Source organism: Allosphingosinicella sp., from assembly GCF_059502505.1.
In genome coordinates, this window is sequence record NZ_JCACEU010000014.1 from 964,587 (window position 1) to 988,418 (window position 23,832).

Below are 23,832 nucleotides of genomic sequence, written 5' to 3' on the forward strand. Positions count from 1 at the left end.
GCCCTGTGACCGCTCCAAACCGGCCCTTTCGCACCCACGTCGTCCCTTACGGAAAGGCCGCGATCGACCAGGCGGCGCGGCTGATCCGGGAGGGGCAGCCGGTCGCGGTGCCGACCGAAACGGTTTACGGACTCGCGGCCGATGCGACCAGCGCGGAGGCGGTGGCGCGGATCTACGAGGCGAAGGGCCGGCCGGGCTTCAACCCGCTGATCGTCCATGTCGCGCAGCTCGAAGAGGCGGAGGCGATCGGAACATTCTCTCCGGCCGCACGGACGCTCGCGCGGACCTATTGGCCGGGCGCGCTGACGCTGGTGGTGCCGCTCTGGCGAGACGCGCGGATCGCCGACGCCGTCACCGCCGGGCTGCCCACGGTGGCTTTGCGCTGTCCGGCCCATCCCGTGATGCAGGAGCTGCTCGCCGCCGCGCGCCTGCCGTTGGCAGCGCCGTCGGCCAATGCGAGCGGCACGATCAGCTCGACCACGGCGGCGCATGTGCTCGCCTCTCTCGATGGTCGCATTCCGCTGGTGATCGATGGCGGACCTACGTCGCTTGGCCTGGAATCAACCATCGTCGCGGTCGATGACGAGGGGCTGCGACTGCTCCGCCCGGGACCGATCGATTTTGCCGAGCTGGCGGCGTTGGCACGCCTTGCCACCAGTGGGCGGCCACGCGGCATCGAGGCGCCGGGGCAGTTGGCAAGTCACTATGCGCCCACCAAGCCGCTTCGCCTCGATGCCGGTGCCGCGGCGCCGGACGAATGGCTGATCGGGTTCGGAGGGGTCGCAGGCGACGACAATCTCAGCCCGTCCGCCGACCTCGGCGAGGCGGCGGCAAAGCTCTTCGCCGCCCTGCATCGAGCCGATCAGGCGGACCGGCCCCGGATCGCGGTGGCGCCGATCCCGGCGCAGGGCCTCGGCGCGGCGATCAACGATCGCCTGCGCCGGGCAGCCGCGCCGCGTCAGGCGACGGCCTGATCCTTCAGGCGGTTCTGGAAGCTCTTGCGGAGCTTCTTGAGCTTGGGCGGGATGGTGGCGAGGCAATATGGATTGCGCTGGCCTTCGCCTTCCCAATAGCTCTGGTGATAATCCTCGGCCGGATACCAATCGGCGAGCGGCTCGACGGTGGTGACGATCGGATTGGTCCAGTCGGCCTGGGCACGCTTGATGCCGGCGCGGACAGCCGCCTCCTGCTCCGCGTCCATGGGGAAGATGGCCGAGCGATACTGGGTGCCGACGTCGTTGCCCTGGCGGTTGAGCTGGGTCGGGTCGTGGGTCGCGAAAAAGATGTCCAGCAGCGCGTCGAAGCCGATCACCTCGGGATCGAAGGTGACGCGGATCGCCTCCGCATGGCCGGTATCGCCACCGCAGACCTGGCGATAGGTGGGATTGGTCACCTGGCCGCCCGTGTAGCCGCTCTCGACCTTTGAGACGCCGACCACGTCGTTGAACACCGCCTCGGTGCACCAGAAGCATCCGCCCGCCAGAATTGCCTGTTGTTCGGCCATGTAAATTCTCCTTCCGCCCACAGATGGGGGCGGAGGCTCGCGCTGTTAAGCCTTCGTCGCAGTCCTGCGTTCCTTGGCAGCCGAAGACTCCTTTGCAGCCGGGAGCGTGAAGCGGAAGACGGCGCCTGACCCGGGCCCATCCTCGGCCCAGATTCGCCCGCCATGCGCCTCGACGATGGTGCGGCTGATCGAGAGGCCGATCCCCATTCCCTCCGCCTTGCCGCTCTTGAACGGGGAGAAGAGGGCGCCGCCGGCACCCGGCGGAAGACCGTGGCCGGTGTCGGCGACGCTCACCTCGATCATATGGTCGGGGCCGGGCTGCGTCGCGATGGTGATGTGGCGTTGGGGGGACTCCGCCATCGCCTGGATCGCGTTGCGGATCAGGTTGATGAGAACCTGCTGGATCTGGATGTTGTCGGCTTCCACCCACCGAGCTGCCGGATCGACAACGACGCGATGCGTGAGCCCGTGCGCCTGCTCGTCGACCAGGGCGAGCACGTTGGCCTCCTCGATGATCTTGGCCAAGTCCTGCCGCTTCATCTTGCCGCTGCGGCGCGAGACCAGCTCGCGCAGGCCGCGGACGATCTGGCCGGCCTTGATCGCGCTCGCCTCGGCCGCCTCGAGCGCCGCGCGCACGTCGGGGGGCACCGGCTCTTCCGCGCCTTCGAGCAGCCGCAGCCCGCCGCGCACATAGCTTGCCACCGCCGTGAGCGGCTGGTTGAGCTCGTGCGCCAGCGTCGACGCCATCGCCCCCATTGCGCTGTGGCGTGACACTTGGATCAGCTCCGCCTGCATGCGCTTCAGCTCCGCCTCGGCCTGGCGTCGCTCGCTGACGTCCGCCATTGAGCCGACGGCGCGGATCGGCTCACCCGCATCGTTGCGGATAACGAAGCCGTGGTCGAGCACCTGAACATAGTGGCCACCCCGGCTGCGGAAGCGATATTCGGACGACCAGCGACTGAGACCCGCTTCGATGCTGCCATAGGCATTGGCGACAACGCGCTCCCGGTCCTCAGGATGGATGTTGTCCAGCCAGAAGCTCGCCAACGTACCGCCTTCCCCTGCGGGGAAGCCGAGGAACGCGGAAGCCGAGTCGATCCAGTAGACTTCCCCCTTCAGCAAATCGTGATCCCAGACGGCATCGTCGGTAGCGCGCGCCGCCAGTCGATAGCGCTCCTCGGCCTCCCGCTGCGCCTGCTCAGCCGCCTTCTGGTCGGTGATATCCTCCGTATAGCCGTACCAGCACAGGATCTGGCCGGCCTCGTCGCGCTTGGGGACGCTGCGGGCACGGAACAGCCGGTATGAGCCGTCGGCGACCTTCATGCGGAATTCCGCGGTGCGGGGCCCTGGCGCCTCGGGCTCCGCATTCCAGCGCGCAGCCACCTCTTTGAGGTCCTCCGGATGGACCACCGCCAGCCAGGCGACTTGCGGATCGACATCGGGCGAAATGCCGGTCGTTTCGCTGAAGGCCGAGCTGGCCGAGGTCAGCCGTTTGTCGGCATCCGCGGTCCAGGCCATCTGCTGGCTGAGCTCGATCGTATGGCGATAGCGCTCCTCGCTCTCCCGCAGGCGGGCCTCCGCCGCCCGCCTGTCCCCGACCTCCCGCACCAGCCGCTCATGGGCGGCCCGCAGATCGTTCATTCGCTCCCTGATCTTGTCTCGAAGCTCCTGGGCCTGCTCCCGGAACTGCGCCTCGGCCTCCGCGCGCAGCCTGAAATCGCGCCCGGCCTGCCGCTGCCGCGCGCGGGAACGAAGCGCCGCCTTCACCATGTCGAGGAGGAGCGGTGGCTCGATCGGGGGCTCCAGCAAGACCATCCAGCCGAGCGCTTCGACCGCTAGTCCATCCCGCCGCAGCTCCTCCCGCTCCGCGACCAGCAGCAAGGGGAAGTGCGACCAGGGTGGCTGCGCCTCGATCGCCGCAGCGAGCGGCGGGGATCTCAGCGCGTCGGGCCCGATGATGGCCGCATCCAGCTCGCCCGATCGGATACCGGCCGCGATATCGTCGGCGGCGGCAATGTCCGCACAAAGGTCGGCACCCGCCAGAACGGTCTGAAGCTCGGCAGCGCCGCCCGACTGCAGGATCGCGACCCGCTCGCGCCGCGCTTCTTCGTTCGTCGGTGCCGAAGCCTCCCGCATCAGAGCGGCCTCATTCGTCGGAGAGCGGCTCCACTCCCGCCTGCACGGCAAGGGTCAGCGCCTCGGCCAGGCTGCCGACCTGAAGCCGTTCCATCATGTTGGCGCGATGCATCTCGACGGTGCGCAGGCTGATGTCGAGCCGCCGCGCCAGCATCTTGTTGGGCATGCCGGCCATCAGGCCGCGAAGCACCTCGCGCTCGCGCAGGGTCAGGACCGCGATACGTCCCTCGGCGACGCGCTTGCGCTCCGCTTTCTCGCCGCGCTCCTTGAGCAGCCCGAAGGCGCGCTCGAGGCTGCCGAGCAGCACGTCTTCCTCGAACGGCTTTTCAAGGAAGTCGACGGCGCCGAGCTTCATCGCCCGGACCGCAACCGGGACCTCGCCATGGCCCGTCATCACCACCACCGGCCAGTCGACGCCGCGGCTGGCGAGCTCATTCATGACCTGGAAGCCGTCCATCTCGGGCATGCGGATGTCGAGCAGCACGCAGCCCGGCTGCAGCTCGTCGAGACTCTCGACCAGATCGCTTCCGCTGGCAAAGGGGCGCGACTGGAATTGGGCGGAACCGAGCATGAAACTCAGCGAGCGGCGGACCTCGCGATCATCGTCCACCACATGTACATATTGGGATGGCAAGCAGATTCCTTCACAGTCCCAGGTCGGGGGCGCCGGACATTCCGGTGCCTGTGTAGGATAGTCAACAGAGACGGCCGTTTCCGTCGCACCCCCCGAAAATATTTCTATGGGCGGTCGAGCGCGGGCAGGCGCTGCCGGACTTCATGCATCCCTGCCCAGGGGTCGGGCACCTCCCGGATCCGCTTCGGCACGGTCGAGACGGTGAAGGCAGTCGGGTCGAGGCCGTTCGTCACTTCCCCCCATTCGAGCGGCATCGCGACCGGCGCGCCGGCGCGCGAGCGAGTGGAGTAGGGGGCGACGGCGGTGGAGGTCGGATCGTTGCGGAGATAATCGATGAAGATGCGGCCGCTGCGCTCCGCCTTCGAGATGCGGGTGAGGTAGCGCTCCGGCGCGTCCGCGGCCATCTGCTCCGAGAGCAGCTTCGCCCAGGCCTTCGCGTCGCGCCACGCGGTGACCGGTTCGATCGGGACGATAACGTGGAGTCCCTTGCCGCCGGTCGTCTTCACGAAGCTGGTGAGGCCGAGGGCGTCGAGGCGCTGCCGCACGTCATGCGCCGCGGCGATCACATCCGCAAAGCCGAGGCTCTCGTCGGGATCGAGGTCGAAGATGATCCGGTCGGGCTTGTCGAGCACATCGAGCGTGACGCCCCACGGGTGGATCTCCAGCGTACCCATCTGCACCATGGCGATCAGCCCGGCAGCGTCTTCGATATAGAGATAGGGCTCGTCGAAGCCGGGAACCGTCACCTCCTTCAGCTCCGGCAGCACGCCCGAGGCCGCGTGGCGCTGGTAGAAGCATTTCTTCTCCGCGCCGACGGGGCAGCGGACCATCGTCACCGGCCGGCGCGCGACGTGCGGCAGCATGCGATCGGCGACCGCTACATAATAATCCGCCAGTTCCGACTTGGTGACGCCCTGGTCCGGCCACAGGATCTTGTCCGGGCTGCTCAGGCGCACCCCTTCGACCGTCCGCTCAGTCATGCCGCGCTCTCCAGCGTCGAAGCAAGCTCGGCGGGCCGCGCTTCATGCTCGAGCTGGTCCATCCGGCACTGCTCCGGCGCCTTGTCGGGGCGCCAGCGAAGGAACTTGGTGCCGTGACGGAAGCGCCGGCCGGTGACGTGGTCGTAGCGCACTTCGGCAATCAACTCGGGCCTCAGCGGCTGCCAGTCGCCTGATCGCTCGGTGCTCCAGCGGCTGGGCCCACCCGGCGCGCTGCCGGTGAAGCCGGGTGCCTCCACCAGCGCTTCGAGGCGTTTGGTCAGCGCCGCTTTCTCATCGGACGGTATGGCGGAGGTGAAGCCGACATGATCGAGCTTGCCTTCCTCATTGTAGAGGCCGAGCAGCAACGATCCCACCTCGCGTCCCTTGGCGGCATAGCGAAAGCCGCCGACGACGCAGTCCGCGGAGCGCAGTTGCTTGATCTTGAGCATGGCGCGCTCACCCGGCTCGTAGGCTCCGTCGCGCCGCTTCGCCACGACCCCGTCGAGCGCGCCGCCGGCCTGCTTGAGCCAGGCTTGTGCGACCTTACGGTCCTCGGTGAACGGCGAAAGCTGCAGCAGCGGCTCATCCTCAGCCTCATGGAAGCTCTCCAGCGCCTTGCGGCGTTCGGAGAGGGGGCAGGCGACCAGGTCGCGTTCGCCGAGAGCGAGGCAATCGAACAGCATCAGCTGCGCCGGCGTCTGCGACGAGAGCTTGCGGACCCGGCTCTCCGCCGGGTGCAGTCGCATCTGCAGCGCGTCGAACGAGAGGATGCCGCCGATCGGGATGATCAGCTCGCCGTCGATCGCAAAACGCTCCGCCTGCAGTCCCCCGATCGCGGTCACCACTTCCGGAAAATAGCGGCCGAGCGGCTTGCCGGCCTTGGACTGAAGCTCGATATCGCCGCCGTCGCGGAAGACGATGCAGCGGAAGCCGTCCCACTTGGGCTCGAACTGCCAGGCGGGCCCATCCGGCAGCTCGTCGACCAGCTTCGCCTCCATCGGGGCAGTGCCGGGCTTCACCTTCAGTCGCTCGAATCGGCCCATGGCGCAGAGACGCCCCGCGGTCCGAACGGGTTCCGCGGCAACGCTTCGCCGCGCGCCCGTGCCATTCCGGCGCAGCGGCACACGTCCTGTTAACGGCCCATCCGCACGATGCGCCCAGTCGCGCCGAAACCGCGTTGAGTCCACGAGTCGCGGCCGCGGATTCATTGAGGCCACAGAACGGAAACGTTAGGATCGAAGGCATGGTAATGCTTACGCGCAGGAACATGATCCGGGCCGGAGCCGCAGCCGGGTTGCTCGGCGGCGTCGCCGGGCCGGCCGCAGCGCAGATCATTACTCCCTTGAAACCCTATATCGATCCCAAGCTGAAGGCGCGGGCGCTGGTGGCCCTTGCCGCCAATCGCAGCCGCATTCCCCATGACGACGTCATCGGCATCGCCGATTTCAGCCGGCCCTCGCGTGAGCCGCGCTTCTACATCATGGACCTGAGGAGCGGCATGCTGACGCAGCATCTCTGCGCCCATGGCCGCGGCTCCGACCCGGGGCACAGCGGCTGGCTGGAGATGTTCTCCAACGAAGTGGGATCGGAGGCGACTTCGTCCGGCGCCTATCTCACCGGCGACGCCTATTTCGGTAAATACGGCCACTCCATGCGCCTGACCGGGCTCGATCACACCAACAGCAATGCCGACACCCGTGCGATCGTCGTTCACAGCGCCTGGTATGCGGAGCCGCGGGTGGTGGAGGAATATGGCAAGCTCGGCCGCAGCGAAGGCTGCTTTGCGCTGCCCGGCATCAGCCACGCCGAAGCGATGACGCGCTTGGGCTCCGGTCGCCTGCTCTACGCCGACAAGGTGTAAGGAACGGCCGAGCTCTTCGTTGCGGTGGCGATGTCCGCGACGCGAACCCTCACCAGCAGCCACTCAAAAAGCACGGCCGCAACGAGCAGCAGCACGATTGCCACGAACGGCACCCGATCCGAAAGGAAGGAGAGGGCGGCAAAGGCGAGCATGGCCAAACCGATGCCGGCTTTCGGCGCCATCAGGCCGGCTCTGCAGCGGGCACAGGCGAAGACCTCACGACGAAACTGGGTCCGGGCGAGCGGGACAGGCTCGCCGCATTGCGGGCAGGCGCCGCGGGCCAGCGCCCGATCAGTTCGCCGATGCGACCTGCGTCGTGCCGCTCTGGGCGTTGAGGGCGGTCACCACCTTGTCGTCCCGCTTGTAGATGTCGGGATAGCTGATGATGCCCTTGCCCTCGGCGAGCGCGGCGGTGGTGAAATAGGTGATGTAGACCGGCGTCGGAACCGCCGCTTCGGCCTTCACCGTCTTGCCCTCGGCGATCGCGCGGTCGATCGCGGCGCGGTCCCATTCCGGGTTGCCGAGCAGCAAAGCGGCGAAGTCGAGCGGGTTCTCCGTCCGGATGCAGCCGTGGCTGAGCGCACGCGCGTCGCGCTTGAACGCGGCCTTGGACGGCGTGTCGTGAAGGTAGATGGCGTAATTGTTCGGCATGACCACCTTCATCCGGCCGAGCGCGTTGCCGGCGCCCGGCGGCTGGCGGTAGCGATAGCCGCCCTCAGGCGTCTTGACGCGGACATAGCCCTTCTTGCCGCGAACCTCCGGTTCGATGCTCTTGGGGATCTCCCACCAGGGATTGAGGATGACGCCCGTGGCGGTGGCGGCGAGCTGCGGCGTCGCCGTCTTCGCGGCGCCGACCACCGCCTTGTGGCGGGCGACGACCTTGCCGTCTTCGACCAGGGCGACAGTATAGGCCGGAACGTTGACGATCACGTAGCGCGGGCCGAGATCGCGCGGCAGCCACCGCCAGCGGTCGAGGTTGGTGCGGGCCTTGTCGCGCAATTCCTTGGTCGTGGCGGAGCTGAGCAGCGCCTTCAGCTCGGCATATTGCGGGTGCGTCGGCAGCAGCGAGTTGAGGCTGTCGTGGATCGTCTCGTTCTCGATCGCCCGCTGCATGAGCGCGAGCTGGTCGGTGCTGTTGAGGTCCTCCTGGTCGTGGACATGCCAGTCCATGCGCGAGTCGCCGCGAACGTGGCCGAGCGCCAGATCGGAGGAGACCCGCAGGAAGGTGTCGGTCGCAGTGGCGTTGAGCGCCGCCTGGTCGTTAGACGCGATCGCCGCGTTCAGCCGCTCCGGGGAGTAATCGGCGGGATCGAGACCTTCCTCGTCGACGCGAGTGATATAGTCGAGCAGCGCCATCGCCGCCGACTTGCTCCAGGTCGGGGTCACGACGCCGGCCGGCAGAGCGCGCAGCGCCCGCTCTTCCTCGGAGATCTTCTCGGCCGGTACTTCGCCGGTGGCGACCTGCTCGGCGGTGGCCTTCTCGCCCTCCTGAAGCTGCGCGAGCGCAGGGGTGGCGGTGGCGGCGAGAAGCAGCGACAGGGCTGCGAAACGTGACGGCATTTGCATGGTCTCCTGTTAGCGCAAACTCCTGAGCCAAACCAGCTTTCGCCAAGCTGACTGCGGCGTGACGACTCCGATTTCCGGCGAGCGGTTCTTCCGCGCAACAGTGTGACGCCTCGCCGCGGATGCTCCCCCCGCGCTGAGACGTCCGTCGACCCGGCCGCACGAGAGTCCGAACTGTTTCACGTTTGCGGTGAATTGCAGGAACGGGCAGCCCGGCTCGGGTGTTTCTTGGTTAACTTTCCGAAACTTATCCGGAGCGGGAGCCAGCATGGCCGAGGACGCATCCGACGTGCGTATCCCGCTCGTCGAGGAACGGCTCGTCACGAGCAAAAGAGAGGTCGAGACGGGTCGGGTCCGCGTGCGCACGATTGTCGACGAGGAGGAAGCGGTCGTCCGCGATACGCTTCGTCACGCGACTGTCGAGGTGGACCGGGTGCCGGTCGACCGCGAGATCGACGAGATCCCGCCCGTCCGGGAGGAGGAGGGCGTCACCATCATCCCGGTCGTTCGGGAGGTGCTGGTCGTCGAGAAGAAGCTGATCCTCGTCGAGGAGGTTCGCGTCCGCCGATGCACCCAGATGGAAGAACATGCGCAGCCGGTGCTGCTGAAAAGCCAGCGCGCCGTCGTCGAGCGCTAAGAAAGTAGCGGGGATCCTGTCCACCTTTGAAGGAGAATGAAATGTCGCGTACGGTAACAGCATTGTTCGATAGCCGATCCGAGGCCGAGGCCGCCAGGGAGCGCCTCACCTCGTCGCGCATCGATGCCGACAGCATCCGCATCATCGACAAGGAGAGCAGCGGCTCCTCCGCCAACGGATCATCGGGCGATGCCGGCGATCAGGGCTTCTGGGCGTCGCTCAAGGACCTGTTCATGCCGGACGAGGACCGCCACGCTTATGGCGAAGGCATCAGCCGCGGCGGCTATCTTCTCTGCGCTCAGGTGGACGAAGACGAAGCCGACGAGGCGATCCGCATGCTCGACCAGTCGAACAGCGTCGACTTCGACAGCCGCCAGGAGGAATGGCGGAGCAGCGGCTGGGCCGGCTACAATAGTGACGCGGGTTCCGGCCTGTTCGGCAGCGAGAACATGACGGGCACCGGCGCGACCGCCGGCGCCCAGACCGGCGGCCTCGCCACGGGCGCGACCGGCATGCCGCTCACCGGGCAGAGCTCCGGCTTCGGCACCGGCGGCACGGAAGGGCGCGAGCGCTCCACCACGGTTCAGGAAGAGCATATCCCGCTGGTCGAGGAGGAGCTGCGCGTCGGCAAGCGCGAGGTCAATCGCGGTGGCGCCCGCGTTCGCTCCTACGTCCGGGAGGTGCCCGTCCACGAGCAGATCAATCTGCGCGAGGAGCATGTCAGCGTCGAGCGCCGGCCGGTCGACCAGCCGCTCAGCACTGCGGATCGCGGTGACATGTTCCAGGAGCGCAGCATCGAGATGACCGAAACCGCGGAGGAAGCGGTCGTCGCCAAGGAAGCGCGAGTCCGCGAGGAGCTCGTCGTCAAGAAGACGGCCGAGGAGCATTTCGAGAATATCGACGACACCGTCCGCCGCACCGAAGTGGACGTGGACGAGGGCGTCAGCGCCTCCGGTGACCGCTCGGCTTTCTTCGACAGCGGCGAAACCAACAAGAGCGGAAGCGACTTCGAACGCACCGACTTCGAACGCACCGACTTCGAGCGCACCGATCGCGACAAGAGCTTCTGATCTGAAGCCGAAAGAGAAGGGGCGGCTGGCGACAGCCGCCCCTTTTGCTTTGCCCGGCCGATCAGACGCGGGTGGTGGCGGTGTCGACGCGGTCCTTGTAGACGAAGCCGAAATAGGCCGCGACGGCGGCGAGCAGCGCGTGCAGCCAGATGTCGTTGCCGTAGAGCGGGATCAGCCCGAACGTGGTGTTCAGCCCCGGAATTAAGCCCATCACCGTCAGCACCGCGTAGATGATCGCAACGCCCTTGGCGTAGCCTTTCGAGGCGGAAAGGCTCTTGTAGGCAAGCAGGCCCCAGACGCCGAACAGCAGGTGGACGATGTTGTGCAGCACGTTCACCGGGAACAGGCCGAGCTCGTAGCCGAAGAAGGATCGAACCGTCACGTCGGCGTCCGCCGGATGCCCGCTATGGTCCATCATGTTGAGCCCGGGAATGAAGCCGCCGGCCCCGACGATGAGGAACACGATACCGAAGATGAGCGCAAAGGTACGGGTACTCATAAGATAGTCTCCCTGTTGATCCTTGGTCACGCAACGGCGGGTTTTTACCCGATTAACAAAGCGCTAACCAGTCATTTCGGAAGCGTCAGTATCGCCTGCTGTCCCGGCGCCGGTCAGCCTGGGCGGGCGACGACGGTCGATCGCGCCGGCCTCTCCTCCGTAGCCGTGAACAGGCTCGCGATGGCCGAGGCGATCTTCGCCCCGCCTTGGACCGAGGGCTCGATCGGATTGGCGTAATCGCCTTCTTCGTCGCAGATCAGCCGCAGGTCGATCAGCGGCAGCCCGCGCATGAAGGCGGCGCGGGTGATGCGGTCGTTGAACAGCGACAGGGCTGCCTTGATGATCCGGTGCTGGGGCGCGGACGGCGGGGTGTCGTAGATGGTGCACAGCGCGGTCGGGAGGGCGGCGCCGAGCACCGCCTCCAGCATCTGGTCATAGTCGCGGGCAAACGCGTCCTGCGCCTCCGCCAGCAGCAGCACCGCCTCGCCGACGCTGCTCACGCGCGAGCCCAGCAGGTGCGATGCGCCGAGCGCATCGTTGCCGCCGACGCTGAGCACGATGTGCGTCGCGTTGCGCGGCAATCGGGCGAGCTGGCCCGTGACGCTCCTCGTGATCGCGCCGTCGACGGCGAGCAGGGTGGCGGACCAGTCGGTCGGCAGCACCTGCCGGAGCTGCTTCACGACGTCCGGCCCGCCCGGCACATACACGCCGTTGTCGAAGATGGAATCGCCAAGCAGGATGATGTGCGCCATGGTCGCTCCTCGGCCGGCCAACGAACGGCGCGCAAGATGGGACCATCCGTGGACGAACTGAGTGACGTCGAACTTGCGGCGCGGCTGGCGGAAGGAGCGGGGCGGATCGCGCTCGCCGTGCGCGACAGCGGCCTGCTGGAGGGAGCGGCGCTCGGGCAGGCCGGCGACCAGCTCACCAACAATTTCATCATGGGCGCGCTGCGGGCGCTGCGGCCGGGCGACGGCATCCTGTCGGAAGAGAGCGTCGACACGACCGAACGGCTGTTCAAGCAGCGGGTCTGGGTGATCGACCCGCTCGACGGCACACGGGAGTATCGGGAAGGTCGCCCGGACTGGGCAATTCACGTCGCCCTGGCGATCGACGGCAGGCCTGAGGCGGCAGCGGTCGCGCTGCCGGCAAAGGGGCTGCTGCTTCGCTCCGATGTTCCGCCTCCGCCTGCGGAGGCGCCGTCGAGACTACGCATTCTCGTCAGCCGCACCCGCCCTCCCGCCGAAGCCGAGCGCGTCGCGCTCGCGCTGGGGGCCGATCTCGTCCCCCTCGGCTCGGCAGGCGCGAAGGCGGCGGCGGTGATCACGGGCGAGGCCGACATCTACCTCCACGCAGGCGGGCAGCACGAATGGGACAATTGTGCGCCGGTGGGCGTGGCGCTCGCCGCCGGCTTCCACGCCGCGCGGCTCGACGGCTGCCCGCTCGTCTACAACCAGGCGGACACCAACCTGCCCGACCTTCTGATCTGCCGGCCCGAGCTTGCCGAGCCGGTCCGCGCGGCGCTATTTGCCGCCGGGGGATGAGCGGCGCACGGGAAGCGAGAGCCTTTTCATGTATTTGTGGGAAATCGGCGAGGTCGTCCGGAAAACCCTCGCGAAGCGGCCGAACGTCTTTCAGGTGCCAGCGACCGGGCTCGAAATCTTCGTCGTCCGCGACTTTCTCAGCGCCAAGGAATGTTCGGGTCTGATCGAGCGGATCGATTCCGACCTCAAGCCGTCGGGCTTGCTCGCCGACGATCCCGATCCCGAATTCCGCACCAGCCAGACCTGCGAGCTGAGCCCCTCCGACCCGCTGGTCCGCTTCGTCGACAACAAGATCGCCTCGTTCATGGGCATGGACCGCGAGTTCGCCGAGACGCTCCAGGGCCAGCGCTACGCCATCGGCCAGCAGTTCAAGCCCCATCACGATTTCTTCTACACCGACCAGCCCTATTGGCCCGCGCAGGAGAAGGTCGGCGGCCAGCGCACCTGGACTGCGATGGCCTTCCTCAACGACGTCGAGGCAGGCGGCCAGACCTTCTTCGAGCGCGCCGGTGTCCGCATCACGCCCAAGGCCGGCAACCTCCTGATGTGGAACAATCTCGACCTTGCCGGCGAGCCCAACACCTATTCGCTTCACCAGGGCATGCCGGTGACGGCGGGGGTGAAGTATATCGTCACCAAGTGGTTCCGCGGCCGGCGCTGGGGCTATCCGGCGGACGAGGAGTGAGCTTCTGCCCTCAGCTCGTCTGGGCGAGCAGCTCGTTCACCCGCCGCTCGGCATCGGCGAGCGCTTGCCTGGTCGACTTCTGACCGTTGAAGGCAGCGGCGACTTCCTCCCCAACCAGCCCTTCGATCGCGTTCTGGCGCTGGACCCCGCCCGGTAGCGGCCGCCCGGTGGTGGCGACCGGCGCAATGTTGATCCGGTGCGGCAGTGCCTTGAACGCAGGGCTCTCCACGACAGCCTTGAAGGCGGGCAAGTGGCCGGTGCGGGCCCAGTCGAAATTATGCTCGGCGATGAAGCGGAAGAAGCGGGCGATGGCGCGCCGCTGCTCAAGCGTTCGCTCGCGCCTGGGCACCACCCAGGCATGGCCGCTGACGTAGCTCACGTCCTCGCCCCAGAGCCGGGGATAGGGATAGACCGTGTAGCTCCGGTAGAGCGGGCGCCCCGGCGTGTTCGCTTCCGCCTCGAACTGGCCGATCATCCAGGTGCCGGTCGGATAGATGCCGCCCTCGCCGGACATGAAGCTCGCGATCGCCGCGGGCGTGTCCTGGTTGCGCGTGCTCGTCCCCGACGCGGTGATGGCGCGGAAGAAGTCGACGATCCGCTCGGCCTCCGGTGTCTGCAGCCGGATCCGAGTGGGGCTGGTAAACAGCACCGCATTCTGCGCCAGCAGGTAGGTGTAGACGTTGCGCGCGGCATAGGCATTGTCGCCGACCAGGCTCTGGATCAGATAGGGCTTGCCGGTCCGTTCGGTGAACTGACGCGCCTGCGCCAGCATCTCCTCGGGCGAGGTTGGCAGCACCGGCTTGCCGTCCCTCATCAGACCCGCCTCGGCGAACAGCTTCGTATTGATGTGGAACAGGCCGCCATGAGTGTCGAACGGGAGGCCGTAGAGCTTGCCGTCGATCGTGACCGCGCTCCGGCTCGCTTCCGTCAGGGCGGAGGGCGCGAGCCCCGCCTCGGCAAGATAAGGTTCGATCGGCTCGAGCAGGCCTTCGGCGGCGTAATCCGAGATCACGCCGGTGTGCATTGTGACGAGGTCGGGCGGGTCCTTGGCCGCCATCTGCGCCGAGAGCTGCGGATAGCCCGGCCAGGCGACGACGTTGCTGCTGACCTGCACGTCGGGATTGCGGGCGTTGAACTTGTTGATCATCGTCGTGATGATCCCGCACTCGCCTTCGACCTTCGACACGTCGGTCGCGCTGCCATATTCGGCGCCGCACTCGCCGAAGAAGCGCTGCAGGTAGATCTCGGTTCGGTCGCCGCCGTCACCGCCGGCGCTGCAGCCGCTCGCAAGGAGCATGGCCGCGACGAGGAAGAGGCGCCTCACCGGACCGCCGTGCCGGCCATCGCCCGCACGATCTGCTTCTGGAACAATATGTAGACGATGAAGATGGGGATCGAGGCGAACACCGCCTGGGCCATCAGGAAGCCGAGGCCGCTCGTCTGCGCATAATTCATTTGAGCTGCGGCCAGGCCGACGGTAAGCGTATACATGTCGCTGCGCGTCGCCGAGATGAGCGGCCACCAATAGGCGTTCCACGACGCGAGGAAGGTGAACACCCCAAGTGTCGCCTGCGCGGGCAGGGTCAGCGGCAGCAGCACCTTCCAGAACAGCGTCAGGCGCGACGCGCCGTCCAGCATTGCCGCTTCGTCGAGCTCGCGCGGAATTGCCCGCATATATTCGGTCATGAAGAAGACGCCGAACGGCCCCGCGAGCCCCGGCAGGATCAGCCCGGGATAGGAGTTGTGGAGCCGCAGTTCGGCGAAAAGCTGGTGCTGCGGCAGGATCACAGCCTGCTCGGGGATGGCGAGCCCCAGCAGCACGAAGATGAAGAGGGTGCGGCGGAACGGGAAGTCGAGCCGCGCGAAGCCGTAGCCGGCGAGGCTGCACAAGGCGAGGACGCCGAGCGTGGTCCCGCCGGACACGATCAGGCTGTTGATCAGCCAGCGGAACACCTGGTTGCCCTGCAGGATCGCGGCATAATTCTCGAGCGTGTAGGGCGGCGACAAGGCCGCGCCGCTATTGCCGACGAGCTCGCTATTCTCCTTGAGCGAGAGCAGCAAAGTCCAGACGAGGGGCGCGAGCATCACCGCGGCCGCGAGCAGGATCGCGAGCAGCGTCAGCGGCGACCGGCGGGTTCGACCTGGCTCAGCGGCCACCGTCGCCCTCCGATCCGCGCATGGTCGTTACATATTGGGTGAGGGTGATCATCACGATCAGCAGGAAGAGGACTTCGGCCGCGGCAGTCGCATAGCCCAGCTCCCACCGGGCGAACGCGGATTCGAAGATGAACAGCACCATCGTCCGGGTCGCGCCGCCCGGGCCGCCGCCGGTCAAGAGCTGCGCCTGGCCGAAGATCTGGAGCTGCGCGGCGGTCTGCAGCATGATGACGAGGACAAGCGTGCGCTGGAGCGCCGGCAAGGTTACGCGCCAGAAGGTCGTCCAGCGGCTCGCCCGGTCCAGCGCCGCGGCTTCGTAGACGTCGCCGGGGATCTGCTGGAGCCCTGCAAGGAACAGCATCATCGGGAGACCGATCGACCACCAGATGGTGGTGATGGCGAGCGCCCAGAGCGACCAGGTCGGATGGCTGAGGAACGGGATCGGCTCCGCGCCCATCGCCTGCGCCGTCTCCCCCAGAAGACCTGCGTCCGGCGCCAGCACGAAGCGCCAGATCAGGGTGACGATGGTGACCGAGAGGACGGAGGAGGAAAAGAAGATGCCCCGGAACACCGCCGCGCCGCGCGTCGCCCGGTTGAGCGCGAGCGCCAGCCCGAGCGCGATCACAGTCAGCAGCGGCACGATCATCAAAGCGAGCGCGAATGTATTGAGCACCGAGCGGATGAAGACGTCATCGGCGAACAGGCGGGCATAATTGTCCAACCCGACAAAACGGCCGCCGCCGAACAGATCGACCCGCTGGAGGCTGAGCGCCATGCCGCTTAGCAGCGGATAGATGAGGATGATGACGTAAGCGGTCAGGAAGGGGAGGACGAAGAGCAGCCCGCTCCAGTCCTTCCGCTCCGCGCCGGACCTCATGCGGGTTGCGCCTCCGCGTGATAGCCCCGGCCCTCGGCGTCGAAGAGGTGCGCGGCGACGCCCACGATCCTGAGGCCAATCGCATCTCCGACCTTCAGGCGGCTATTGCCTTCGTCCTCGGCGACAACCTCGAGGCCATCGGAGAGATGGGCGTAAACAAGCGTCCGGTCGCCCAGCCGCTCGACCAATTCGACTTTGGCCTGCGTCGTTGCTTCACCGTTTGCGACCGTCACGTTCTCCGGGCGCAAGCCCAGCTGCAGCGCACCGCCGGCGGGCAGCTCCGAGCGCGGCACTCGCGTCTCCACCTCCGCGCCGTCGCCCAGCCGCACACGGGCATGGGGTCCGTCGCCCGGCACCAGTTCAGCCGGCGCGAGCGTCATCGCAGGCGAGCCGACGAACCGCGCGACGAAAGTGTTTGCCGGCCGGCTGTAAATCTCCATCGGCGGCCCGACCTGCTGGATGCGGCGGTCGTTCATGACGACGATGCGGTCGGCGAGCGTCATCGCTTCGGCCTGGTCGTGCGTCACCATGATGAAGGCGGCATCGACGCGGTTGCGGAGCTGGGCGAGCTCGATCCGCGTGCGCATGCGGAGCGCCGCGTCGAGGTTGGAGAGGGGCTCGTCGAGGAGGAACAGCTTGGGGTGCTTGACTATGGCGCGGCCGATCGCGACGCGCTGCCGCTGTCCGCCCGACATCTGGCCGGGCTTCTTGTCGAGGTGCGGTTCGATCTCCAGCACCCGGGCGGCATCGGCGACGCGCTGCTCGATCTCGGCCTTCGGCACGCCGACATTGCGCAGGCCGAACGCCATGTTCTCGCGCACGGTCATGTGCGGGTAGAGCGCATAATGCTGGAAGACCATGGCGACGCCGCGATCGCCCGGAGCCGATTTGTCGATGCGCCTGCCGTCCAGCCGCACCTCGCCCCCGTCGAGCGTCTCCAGCCCGGCGATGATGCGGAGCAGGGTCGACTTGCCGCTGCCCGAGGGACCGAGAAAGGCGACGAACTCGCGATCCGCCATGGTCAGCGACACGTCGTCGAGGACGAGCGTGGAGCCATAGGCCTTGCGCACGTTGCTCAGTTCAAGGCTCGGCAAGGCTCTCCCCTCGGCTGCCACCATGGGGCGGCGCCATTTGTCTGACATTAGGGTGAGGCAGTCTCGGCCCGTTGGCAAGACCGAGCGGAAGCTTAGCTGAGCCCTTGGCCGAGGAAGCTAGGCACCGGGCCGTTCCAGCCGTCATCGGCGAGTTCGAGCTCCTGCTCGCGCGGCTCCGATGCGCGCCGGGGCTTGCGTTCCGCTGCAGGCCTGGGCTGCTCGTCGGCGGCTTTTCTGCGGCTCTTCGCCTCCGGCCGCTCCGCCTTCGGCTTGCGCTCAGGCGATTTCGGCTTTTCCTCAGGGGCGGGAGCGGGCTCGGCGCTGCCTTCCATCGGCGGGATCGGCTGGCCAAGCATCTTCTCGATCGCAGCGAGCTGGTCGGCGTCGGAGGCGGTGGCGAGCGTGATCGCGACGCCGGTCGCACCGGCGCGGCCGGTGCGGCCGATGCGGTGGATGTAATCGTCCGGCTGCCAAGGCACGTCGAAGTTGAAGACGTGGCTGACGCCCTTGATGTCGAGGCCTCGCGCGGCGACGTCGGACGCGACGAGGATGTTGATCTCGCCGGTCTTGAAGCGGTCGAGCTCCTTAAGGCGCTCGGGCTGCTCCATGTCGCCGTGGATCGGCCCGGCCTTGAAGCCGTCGCGGCGGAGGCTCTGCGCCAGTTCCTTCACTGTCGTCTTGCGGTTGGAGAAGATGATCGCGGTCTTCACCGCCTCATCTTCGAGCAGCCGCTCGAGCGCAGCCTTCTTCTTGCGCGCGTCGACCCGCAGCAGCCGCTGGTCGATATTGATGTTGGCGGTGGCGGGGCGGGCGGCCTCGACCGTCTTGGGACTGCTCAGGAACTTCTCGGACAGCTTCTTGATCGGCGCCGGCATGGTCGCCGAGAAGAGCAGGGTCTGGCGGTTCGAGGGCAGCTTGGTGCAGATCTGCTCGATGTCCGGGATGAAGCCCATGTCGAGCATCCGGTCGGCCTCGTCGATCACGAGCAGGTTGCAGCCGGTGAGCAGGATATTGCCGCGGCCGAACAGGTCCATCAGCCGCCCCGGCGTCGCGATCAACACGTCGACGCCCTTCTCCAGCGCCTTCACCTGATCGCCCATCGAGACGCCGCCGATCAGCAAGGCCATGGATAGCTTGTGATACTTGCCGTATTTCTCGAAATTCTCGGCGACCTGAGCGGCAAGTTCGCGGGTCGGCTCGAGGATCAGCGAGCGCGGCATGCGCGCGCGGCTGCGGCCTTCGCCGAGGATGTCGATCATCGGCAGGACGAAGGCGGCGGTCTTGCCGGTGCCGGTCTGGGCGATGCCGACCAGGTCCTTGCCCATCAGAACCGAGGGGATCGCCTGGCGCTGGATGGGAGTCGGCTCGTCATAGCCCGATTCCGTCACCGCGCGGAGCAATTCGTCTGAGAGGCCGAGATTGGCGAAAGTCATTGCTGGTCCGGAAAATAAGAGACGCTGGTCCTGCTCAGCGCCCTGGTGGGCCGCTTGAAGCGATCAAAGGTTAATTGTCAAGCAAGCTCAGTCATCGCGCCTGGCCGCGCGCAGCGTGCGGAAGGCATCGATCTCGCATTCGCCGCCGACGCGTGAGCGGATGGAATCGCGATCCGCGCAGATCTGCCCGTCGGCATCGGGGCTGATGTAGAAGCCGTAATAATAATCGAGCGCCGGGCAGCTGCGGTCGAGCCGCGCGCGGATGCGGCTCTTGTCGCGCAGGATCAGATCGAAGCTCTTCTGCCGCAAGGCGGTCGCCCCCGCGATCGAGCGGGCGGCCACGCATTTGGGGCCTTTGTCTTCCTTCCACTCGATCTGCGGGTCGGGCTTGCGCATGGGCCTCAGCTGCACCGGCACGCGGACCAGGATCTGCTGGCGCACAGTCAGCTGCGCGAACTGCATCGGCTGAGCGGCATTGGGCGCATCGGGCACGCCGCCCAGCGCCGCGAGCATCAGCAATGCCGCGCTCCAGTCGATCACGATGTGGGTTCCATTCGCGCCCGACATTCATGGTTGCGTTTGAACATGCGATTAATTGCGGCTTCCCCTCGGGACGGCTAATGAACGCGTGGCTGGATGATGGCAAACGGGGACGATCTGCTGGAGCGCCTCGGGGCGACTCTCGGGCCCAAGGGCCTGACGCGGGATCACGCGGACCTGGCGCCGTGGCTGCAGGACTGGCGGGGACGCTATCGCGGCGCCGCCCTCGCCATGGCTTCGCCGGCAAGCACCGAGGAGGTGATCGAGGTCGTGAAGCTCTGCGCGGCGGCCGGCGTTCCGATCGTGCCGCAAGGCGGCAACACTTCGATGGTGGCGGGAGCGACGCCGTCCGAGGACGGCGCCTCGCTGCTGCTGTCGATGCGGCGGATGGACCGCATCCGCTCCATCTCGGGCCAGAGCAACGGCGCGGTCTGCGAGGCAGGCGTGGTCCTGTCGCGGCTGCACGACGTGGCCGAAATCCACGGACGTCGGTTTCCGCTGACGCTGGGCGCGAGGAGCTCGGCGACCATCGGCGGCCTCATCTCGACCAATGCCGGCGGGACGCAGGTGCTGCGCTTCGGCACCATGCGCGGCCTCGTCCAAGGTCTCGAGGCGGTGCTTCCGGACGGCACCCTGTTCGACGGCCTGGCGCCGCTCAAGAAGGACAATCGCGGCTATGACCTCCGGCAGCTGCTGATCGGCGCCGAAGGCACGCTCGGCATCGTCACGGCGGCGAGCCTGAAGCTGGTGCCGGCGATCGGATCGCGGGCGGTGGCCTGGATCGGCGTCTCCTCGCCGGCCAAGGCGCTCGAGCTGCTGCAGCTGCTGAGCTCCAGCATGGGCGATTCGATTGAGGGTTTCGAGCTGATCCCGCGCTCGGCGCTGGACCTCGTTCTCCGGCACATCCCCGGCACGCGCGCGCCGCTTGAATCGATGCACGAATGGAACGTGCTGATCGAAGCGACCGCTCCGATGGTCGCGCCGGACCCGGAAAAGGCGCTGAGCGCGGCGTTGCGATCGGCCTTCGGCACCAATCTTGCCCGCGATGCGGTGATCGCCGCCAGCGAGGCGCAGGCGGAGGCCTTCTGGCGCCTCCGCGACAGCATCTCCGAAGCCGAGCAGAAGGACGGCCCCGCCGCCAAGCACGATCTCTCGGTCGAGGTCGCGATGATGCCCAGCTTCATCGTCGAAGCCACGGCGGCGGTGGAGGGCCGCTTCGCGGGGACCAACGTCATCGCCTTCGGGCATCTCGGTGACGGGAACGTACACTTCAACGTGCGCGCGCCGGCCGGCGCCGGACCGGACTGGCTGGCGTCCGAAGGCTGGATCGTGACCCGGTATGTGCACGATCTCGTCGTCGCCGCAGGCGGCTCCATCTCGGCGGAGCACGGGATCGGGCAGATGCGCCTCTCCGAACTCGCCCGGCTCGGCGATCCGGCCCGGCTCGGGGTCATGCGGGCGATCAAGAAAGCGCTCGACCCCAAGGGCATCATGAACCCCGGCAAGCTCGTCCCGCCCCTCGATGCGGCCGAGGAAAGCCCCGCGAACGCCACTCAGGACAGACTTGCGGAAGCGCCGGTTCAGCCATAGACGCTTCACCCGACATTCCGGGCTGCCGGCAGGGGCGCCCCTATATTCCTGTTCTCATGGAGAGTGATAATGGCCAGTGCGCCGAACCAGCTGCCGATTTTCTACAACACGCTCGAGCCGCTTTCGAGCAACGTCCACGGCAATTTCAAGAGCCGCGCGGCCAACAGCGCGCCGTTCCTCGCCAATGCGCATGCGGTGCCGATCACGGTGGACGAGTTCGTTTCCGCGCAGCGTTTCTACCCTATCGTCTTCTCGGTCGGCGACAATCCCGTGCCGCTGGCGCTGATGGGACTGAATGAAGGCGTCAACGTATTCGTCGACGGCGAGGGCAAGCTGCTCGGCGAATGCTACGTCCCGGCCTATATCCGCCGCTATCCTTTCATGCTTGCGCGCCTGCGCCCCGACGCGGACGAGCTCTCGCTCTGCTTCGACAGCCAGAGCGGCCTCGTCGGCGACTTCGAAGAAGGCAGCCCGCTGTTCGAGAACGGCCAGCCCAGCGAGACGACCAACGCGATCCTCAAATTCTGCGAGGAGTTCGAGCTGTCCGCCCAGCGCACGAATGCCTTCATGAAGGAGCTGAAGGACAGCGATCTGCTGATCGACGGCGAGGTGTCGATCCAGCCGTCCACCAGCACCCAGCCCTTCATCTATCGCGGCTTCCAGATGGTCGACGAGAACAAGATCCGCGAGCTGCGCGGCGATGCGCTGCGCAAGATGAACCAGAACGGCATGCTGCAGCTGGTCATGGCGCATCTCTTCTCGCTGCCCACGATCCGCGAGATTTTCGGCAAGCAGATCCAGCAGGGCAAGGGCCCGCAATTGGCCGAAGCGCCGGCGCTCGCCAACGCCTGATGGCCAGCGCTGCCGAGCAGCTGGGACGCGATGCGCAACGTTATTCGAACGTTGCCATCGCCTTCCATTGGCTGATCGCGGCGCTGATCGTCCTGAACCTGATCCTCGGCCTCTTCCACGACGATTTCGGCCGCGACGCGCGCTCGTCGATGATGTTCTTCCACAAGGCGACCGGGATCACGATCCTGGTGCTGAGCCTGCTGCGGCTGCTCTGGCGGCTCGGCCACAGGCCGCCGGCGCCCGACCCCGTGCTGAAGCGGTGGGAGGCGATGCTCGCCGGCCTGGTCCACCGGCTCTTCTACCTGCTCCTGATCGCGATTCCGCTGAGCGGCTGGATGCTCTCCTCCTCGAGCAATCGACCAACCGATTATTACGGCCTGTTCGAGATCGCCCCGCTGCCGGTGCCGCAGACGGACGACGTGCATGATGCGCTGGAGGATAGCCACGAGCTGCTCGGGAAGCTGATGATCGCCTTGATCATCCTGCACGTCGCCGGTGCGCTGAAGCACCACGCCCAGGGGCACCGCCACCTCACCGCGCGGATGGCGCCGTGGCTTGGCCGGAGCGTTCGCTAAGCTCGCAACCTCTTGAAAGAGGTTAACAACTTCCTATCTCGATCGAGACGCGTTGTGACTCCCCCCTTGTCATGGCGCGTTACGCCCCTTGTGGGCGTTCCTCCCTGAACCTTGGCCACCTCGCGGTCTCGCGAGGTGGTCTTTTTTTGCCCGTCACTCGGCCGCGATGGCGTGAGGAGGTTCGAGGGCGCGGCCGGCCAGCGCCGCGGAAACCGCCGCGATCATCCGCGCGGTCTTGTCGAAACCCGGGCCGGGCGCGCGGAGCATCGGCTCGAGATAGGCGGCGCGGTCGATCTCCAGCTGGAGGGCGTGGATGCTTTCGACGGGACGGCCGTGGCGCTGCGTGATGTAGCCGCCGGCATAGGGTTCGTTGCGCGCCACTTCGAAGCCGGCCGCGCGCGCTGCCTCGGCCGCCGCGAGTAGCAGCTCCAGGGCGATGCTGGTGCCGTGCCGGTCGCCCAGCACGACGCCCGCCTCGACGCCGCCGCTCGCCGCTCGGGGTGGCATCGAGTGACAATCGAGCAGGATCGCGACGCCGAATTGCGCGCGCACCTTGTCCAGCATCTCGGCCAAAGCCGCATGATAGGGGCGGTGGACCTCGACGATGCGGCGCGCCAGCTCCTTGCCCGGCAGGCGGTCCAGCCAGATCGAGCCGGCGCCGGTGATCCGCGACGGCACCAGGCCGAGGCCGCCCCGCGTGCGCGGCGACTGCAGCACCGAGCGCGACGGCGGCGGCGGCGCGATCATCGCCGCGTCGATCTCGCGCTCGTCGCGGTTGAGGTCGATCTCGGCGCGGGGGCGGAGCGCCAACAGCGCGCTCGCGCCGCCCGCAATGGCGCGCCAGACGAGCCGGTCTACAAGCCGGTCCTCGAGCGTCTCCAAGGTCTCGCGCGGGAGCCGCGAGGCGCTCAGCAGGGCAGGGGAGTAGGAGCGGCCGGCATGGGGCACCGACAGCACCACCGGCGAAAGGGGCGTTTCGGGGCCGATGCGCAGAAAAGGCGGTTCGGCGGGGGACTCGGCCATTGTCAGCGCAAACGTTACGAGCCCGGGAAATGTCCCGCAATCAGATAAGCCACGTGAATTCTCTTCGCCTCCGGCTGGAATATTTTAAGGGCTTAGCGCATAAGTGGGGCTTCCGCGGCTCCTGGCAGGCCGCGCGGCCGGGCCCGAGGAGCGGATGATCAGGATCCTTCTTGCCGAAGACGACGAGTCGATGCGCGTCTATCTGGCGCGCGCGCTCGAGCGCGTCGGCTATGCCGTGGTCTCCGTTGACCGCGGCACTGCCGCGCTGCCGCTGCTCGCGGCGGAGCGCTTCGACCTTCTCCTCACCGACATCGTCATGCCCGAGATGGACGGGATCGAGCTCGCCCAGAAGGCGGCCACGATCGCGCCCGAGATGCGGGTGATGTTCATCACCGGCTTCGCGGCGGTGGCGCTGAAGGCCGGCAAGGCGCAGCCCGAAGCCAAGGTGCTCTCGAAGCCCTTTCACCTGCGCGACCTTGTCGCCGAGGTCGACCGCCTGTTCCAGACCGAGGACCGGCACGGCCGACTCTAGCGAGTAATCGGACTGTGGGCCTTGGGGGGAAGTGCCGCTTCCCGCT

26 protein-coding genes are annotated in these 23,832 nt (G+C 67.2%); 10 read left to right on the plus strand and 16 right to left on the minus strand.

From position 1 onward, the window contains the following. Positions 1-5 precede the first annotated feature (5 nt). Entirely contained in the window at positions 6-974 is a 969-nt protein-coding gene (locus AC5JBD_RS07135; RefSeq protein ID WP_495721060.1) for an L-threonylcarbamoyladenylate synthase, read from the plus strand. Here the strand turns inward: AC5JBD_RS07135 and msrA are convergent. From msrA to AC5JBD_RS07160, 5 genes are all read right to left on the minus strand, one after another. Then, complete coding sequence (msrA, locus tag AC5JBD_RS07140; RefSeq protein ID WP_495721061.1) at positions 959-1,504, minus strand: peptide-methionine (S)-S-oxide reductase MsrA; 546 nt, start codon at positions 1,502-1,504, stop codon at positions 959-961. The genes AC5JBD_RS07135 and msrA overlap by 16 nt on opposite strands. Positions 1,505-1,549: 45 nt before the next feature. Continuing rightward, entirely contained in the window at positions 1,550-3,640 is a 2,091-nt protein-coding gene (locus tag AC5JBD_RS07145; RefSeq protein ID WP_495721062.1) for a PAS domain-containing sensor histidine kinase, read from the minus strand. A gap of 10 nt (positions 3,641-3,650) precedes the next feature. Next, positions 3,651-4,250, minus strand: a complete 600-nt coding sequence (locus AC5JBD_RS07150) for a response regulator transcription factor (RefSeq protein ID WP_495721063.1) — start codon at positions 4,248-4,250, stop codon at positions 3,651-3,653. 128 nt (positions 4,251-4,378) lie between these two features. Continuing rightward, on the minus strand, positions 4,379-5,254 hold the full coding sequence (gene ligD, locus AC5JBD_RS07155; protein WP_495721064.1) for a non-homologous end-joining DNA ligase: 876 nt from the start codon (positions 5,252-5,254) through the stop codon (positions 4,379-4,381). Then, positions 5,251-6,297 (minus strand): ATP-dependent DNA ligase, encoded by a 1,047-nt coding sequence (locus tag AC5JBD_RS07160; RefSeq protein WP_495721065.1) that lies wholly within the window; start codon positions 6,295-6,297, stop codon positions 5,251-5,253. Before AC5JBD_RS07160 ends, ligD begins: the two co-directional genes overlap by 4 nt. Before the next feature lie 200 nt (positions 6,298-6,497). Here AC5JBD_RS07160 and AC5JBD_RS07165 point away from each other — a divergent pair, with 200 nt between their 5' ends. Further along, the gene (locus AC5JBD_RS07165; protein ID WP_495721066.1) at positions 6,498-7,115 is read left to right on the plus strand and encodes a murein L,D-transpeptidase catalytic domain family protein; all 618 of its coding nucleotides are present in this window, start codon (positions 6,498-6,500) and stop codon (positions 7,113-7,115) included. Here AC5JBD_RS07165 and AC5JBD_RS07170 read toward each other — a convergent pair. Together AC5JBD_RS07170 and AC5JBD_RS07175 are read right to left on the minus strand one after the other, a co-directional pair. Further along, a complete protein-coding gene (locus tag AC5JBD_RS07170; RefSeq protein ID WP_495721067.1) occupies positions 7,097-7,297 on the minus strand; it encodes a hypothetical protein in 201 nt (66 codons plus the stop codon). The genes AC5JBD_RS07165 and AC5JBD_RS07170 overlap by 19 nt on opposite strands. A gap of 109 nt (positions 7,298-7,406) precedes the next feature. Continuing rightward, positions 7,407-8,675, minus strand: a complete 1,269-nt coding sequence (locus AC5JBD_RS07175; protein ID WP_495721068.1) for a L,D-transpeptidase family protein — start codon at positions 8,673-8,675, stop codon at positions 7,407-7,409. 271 nt (positions 8,676-8,946) lie between these two features. Between AC5JBD_RS07175 and AC5JBD_RS07180 the strand changes: the two genes are divergently transcribed. Both AC5JBD_RS07180 and AC5JBD_RS07185 read left to right on the plus strand, forming a co-directional pair. Beyond that, complete coding sequence (locus AC5JBD_RS07180; RefSeq protein ID WP_495721069.1) at positions 8,947-9,315, plus strand: YsnF/AvaK domain-containing protein; 369 nt, start codon at positions 8,947-8,949, stop codon at positions 9,313-9,315. Positions 9,316-9,356: 41 nt separating this feature from the next. After that, positions 9,357-10,385, plus strand: coding sequence for a YsnF/AvaK domain-containing protein (locus AC5JBD_RS07185; RefSeq protein ID WP_495721070.1), 1,029 nt, complete (start codon positions 9,357-9,359; stop codon positions 10,383-10,385). 61 nt (positions 10,386-10,446) lie between these two features. On the opposite strand, the gene AC5JBD_RS07190 is transcribed toward AC5JBD_RS07185, so the two are convergent. Together AC5JBD_RS07190 and AC5JBD_RS07195 are read right to left on the minus strand one after the other, a co-directional pair. Continuing rightward, entirely contained in the window at positions 10,447-10,884 is a 438-nt protein-coding gene (locus tag AC5JBD_RS07190; protein WP_495721071.1) for a DUF4383 domain-containing protein, read from the minus strand. Positions 10,885-10,997: 113 nt separating this feature from the next. Continuing rightward, entirely contained in the window at positions 10,998-11,636 is a 639-nt protein-coding gene (locus AC5JBD_RS07195) for an SGNH/GDSL hydrolase family protein (protein WP_495721072.1), read from the minus strand. A 57-nt stretch (positions 11,637-11,693) separates the two neighbouring features. On the opposite strand from AC5JBD_RS07195, the gene AC5JBD_RS07200 reads away from it, so the two are divergent. Both AC5JBD_RS07200 and AC5JBD_RS07205 read left to right on the plus strand, forming a co-directional pair. After that, positions 11,694-12,428: a 3'(2'),5'-bisphosphate nucleotidase CysQ gene (locus AC5JBD_RS07200; protein WP_495721203.1), complete on the plus strand. Its 735-nt coding sequence runs from the start codon at positions 11,694-11,696 to the stop codon at positions 12,426-12,428. A 28-nt stretch (positions 12,429-12,456) separates the two neighbouring features. After that, a complete protein-coding gene (locus AC5JBD_RS07205) occupies positions 12,457-13,113 on the plus strand; it encodes a prolyl hydroxylase family protein (RefSeq protein WP_495721073.1) in 657 nt (218 codons plus the stop codon). Positions 13,114-13,123: 10 nt separating this feature from the next. On the opposite strand, the gene AC5JBD_RS07210 is transcribed toward AC5JBD_RS07205, so the two are convergent. The 6 genes from AC5JBD_RS07210 to AC5JBD_RS07235 all read right to left on the minus strand — a co-directional run bounded on the left by AC5JBD_RS07210 (position 13,124) and on the right by AC5JBD_RS07235 (position 19,241). Continuing rightward, positions 13,124-14,437, minus strand: a complete 1,314-nt coding sequence (locus AC5JBD_RS07210; RefSeq protein ID WP_495721074.1) for an ABC transporter substrate-binding protein — start codon at positions 14,435-14,437, stop codon at positions 13,124-13,126. After that, entirely contained in the window at positions 14,434-15,270 is an 837-nt protein-coding gene (locus tag AC5JBD_RS07215) for a carbohydrate ABC transporter permease (RefSeq protein WP_495721075.1), read from the minus strand. Before AC5JBD_RS07215 ends, AC5JBD_RS07210 begins: the two co-directional genes overlap by 4 nt. After that, entirely contained in the window at positions 15,260-16,147 is an 888-nt protein-coding gene (locus AC5JBD_RS07220; RefSeq protein WP_495721076.1) for a carbohydrate ABC transporter permease, read from the minus strand. The genes AC5JBD_RS07215 and AC5JBD_RS07220 overlap by 11 nt, the downstream gene beginning before the upstream one ends. Next, the gene (locus AC5JBD_RS07225; protein WP_495721077.1) at positions 16,144-17,241 is read right to left on the minus strand and encodes an ABC transporter ATP-binding protein; all 1,098 of its coding nucleotides are present in this window, start codon (positions 17,239-17,241) and stop codon (positions 16,144-16,146) included. The genes AC5JBD_RS07220 and AC5JBD_RS07225 overlap by 4 nt, the downstream gene beginning before the upstream one ends. Positions 17,242-17,333: 92 nt before the next feature. Then, on the minus strand, positions 17,334-18,674 hold the full coding sequence (locus AC5JBD_RS07230) for a DEAD/DEAH box helicase (protein ID WP_495721078.1): 1,341 nt from the start codon (positions 18,672-18,674) through the stop codon (positions 17,334-17,336). Positions 18,675-18,761: 87 nt separating this feature from the next. Then, on the minus strand, positions 18,762-19,241 hold the full coding sequence (locus AC5JBD_RS07235; RefSeq protein ID WP_495721079.1) for a hypothetical protein: 480 nt from the start codon (positions 19,239-19,241) through the stop codon (positions 18,762-18,764). A gap of 72 nt (positions 19,242-19,313) precedes the next feature. Here AC5JBD_RS07235 and AC5JBD_RS07240 point away from each other — a divergent pair, with 72 nt between their 5' ends. The 3 genes from AC5JBD_RS07240 to AC5JBD_RS07250 all read left to right on the plus strand — a co-directional run bounded on the left by AC5JBD_RS07240 (position 19,314) and on the right by AC5JBD_RS07250 (position 22,231). Continuing rightward, a complete protein-coding gene (locus tag AC5JBD_RS07240) occupies positions 19,314-20,804 on the plus strand; it encodes an FAD-binding oxidoreductase (protein ID WP_495721080.1) in 1,491 nt (496 codons plus the stop codon). 69 nt (positions 20,805-20,873) lie between these two features. Beyond that, positions 20,874-21,656, plus strand: coding sequence for a SapC family protein (locus AC5JBD_RS07245; RefSeq protein WP_495721081.1), 783 nt, complete (start codon positions 20,874-20,876; stop codon positions 21,654-21,656). Next, on the plus strand, positions 21,656-22,231 hold the full coding sequence (locus AC5JBD_RS07250; RefSeq protein WP_495721082.1) for a cytochrome b: 576 nt from the start codon (positions 21,656-21,658) through the stop codon (positions 22,229-22,231). Before AC5JBD_RS07245 ends, AC5JBD_RS07250 begins: the two co-directional genes overlap by 1 nt. A 153-nt stretch (positions 22,232-22,384) precedes the next feature. On the opposite strand, the gene AC5JBD_RS07255 is transcribed toward AC5JBD_RS07250, so the two are convergent. Then, the gene (locus tag AC5JBD_RS07255) at positions 22,385-23,254 is read right to left on the minus strand and encodes an N-formylglutamate amidohydrolase (RefSeq protein ID WP_495721083.1); all 870 of its coding nucleotides are present in this window, start codon (positions 23,252-23,254) and stop codon (positions 22,385-22,387) included. Between the two features lie 154 nt (positions 23,255-23,408). Between AC5JBD_RS07255 and cpdR the strand changes: the two genes are divergently transcribed. After that, positions 23,409-23,786: a cell cycle two-component system response regulator CpdR gene (gene cpdR / locus AC5JBD_RS07260; RefSeq protein ID WP_495721084.1), complete on the plus strand. Its 378-nt coding sequence runs from the start codon at positions 23,409-23,411 to the stop codon at positions 23,784-23,786. Positions 23,787-23,832: the final 46 nt, after the last annotated feature.

What these genes read in the sequence shown, in the direction of transcription:
- ligD (WP_495721064.1), bottom strand. Translation starts at nt 5,254, where the DNA reads ATGACTGAGCGGACGGTCGAAGGGGTGCGCCTGAGCAGCCCGGACAAG.
- AC5JBD_RS07160 (WP_495721065.1), bottom strand. Translation starts at nt 6,297, where the DNA reads ATGGGCCGATTCGAGCGACTGAAGGTGAAGCCCGGCACTGCCCCGATG.
- AC5JBD_RS07240 (WP_495721080.1), top strand. Translation starts at nt 19,314, where the DNA reads ATGGCAAACGGGGACGATCTGCTGGAGCGCCTCGGGGCGACTCTCGGG.
- AC5JBD_RS07190 (WP_495721071.1), bottom strand. Translation starts at nt 10,884, where the DNA reads ATGAGTACCCGTACCTTTGCGCTCATCTTCGGTATCGTGTTCCTCATC.
- AC5JBD_RS07180 (WP_495721069.1), top strand. Translation starts at nt 8,947, where the DNA reads ATGGCCGAGGACGCATCCGACGTGCGTATCCCGCTCGTCGAGGAACGG.
- AC5JBD_RS07165 (WP_495721066.1), top strand. Translation starts at nt 6,498, where the DNA reads ATGGTAATGCTTACGCGCAGGAACATGATCCGGGCCGGAGCCGCAGCC.
- AC5JBD_RS07205 (WP_495721073.1), top strand. Translation starts at nt 12,457, where the DNA reads ATGTATTTGTGGGAAATCGGCGAGGTCGTCCGGAAAACCCTCGCGAAG.
- AC5JBD_RS07170 (WP_495721067.1), bottom strand. Translation starts at nt 7,297, where the DNA reads ATGGCGCCGAAAGCCGGCATCGGTTTGGCCATGCTCGCCTTTGCCGCC.
- AC5JBD_RS07175 (WP_495721068.1), bottom strand. Translation starts at nt 8,675, where the DNA reads ATGCCGTCACGTTTCGCAGCCCTGTCGCTGCTTCTCGCCGCCACCGCC.
- AC5JBD_RS07245 (WP_495721081.1), top strand. Translation starts at nt 20,874, where the DNA reads ATGGCCAGTGCGCCGAACCAGCTGCCGATTTTCTACAACACGCTCGAG.
- AC5JBD_RS07255 (WP_495721083.1), bottom strand. Translation starts at nt 23,254, where the DNA reads ATGGCCGAGTCCCCCGCCGAACCGCCTTTTCTGCGCATCGGCCCCGAA.
- AC5JBD_RS07145 (WP_495721062.1), bottom strand. Translation starts at nt 3,640, where the DNA reads ATGCGGGAGGCTTCGGCACCGACGAACGAAGAAGCGCGGCGCGAGCGG.
- msrA (WP_495721061.1), bottom strand. Translation starts at nt 1,504, where the DNA reads ATGGCCGAACAACAGGCAATTCTGGCGGGCGGATGCTTCTGGTGCACC.
- AC5JBD_RS07235 (WP_495721079.1), bottom strand. Translation starts at nt 19,241, where the DNA reads ATGTCGGGCGCGAATGGAACCCACATCGTGATCGACTGGAGCGCGGCA.
- AC5JBD_RS07230 (WP_495721078.1), bottom strand. Translation starts at nt 18,674, where the DNA reads ATGACTTTCGCCAATCTCGGCCTCTCAGACGAATTGCTCCGCGCGGTG.
- AC5JBD_RS07195 (WP_495721072.1), bottom strand. Translation starts at nt 11,636, where the DNA reads ATGGCGCACATCATCCTGCTTGGCGATTCCATCTTCGACAACGGCGTG.
- cpdR (WP_495721084.1), top strand. Translation starts at nt 23,409, where the DNA reads ATGATCAGGATCCTTCTTGCCGAAGACGACGAGTCGATGCGCGTCTAT.
- AC5JBD_RS07185 (WP_495721070.1), top strand. Translation starts at nt 9,357, where the DNA reads ATGTCGCGTACGGTAACAGCATTGTTCGATAGCCGATCCGAGGCCGAG.
- AC5JBD_RS07220 (WP_495721076.1), bottom strand. Translation starts at nt 16,147, where the DNA reads ATGAGGTCCGGCGCGGAGCGGAAGGACTGGAGCGGGCTGCTCTTCGTC.
- AC5JBD_RS07250 (WP_495721082.1), top strand. Translation starts at nt 21,656, where the DNA reads ATGGCCAGCGCTGCCGAGCAGCTGGGACGCGATGCGCAACGTTATTCG.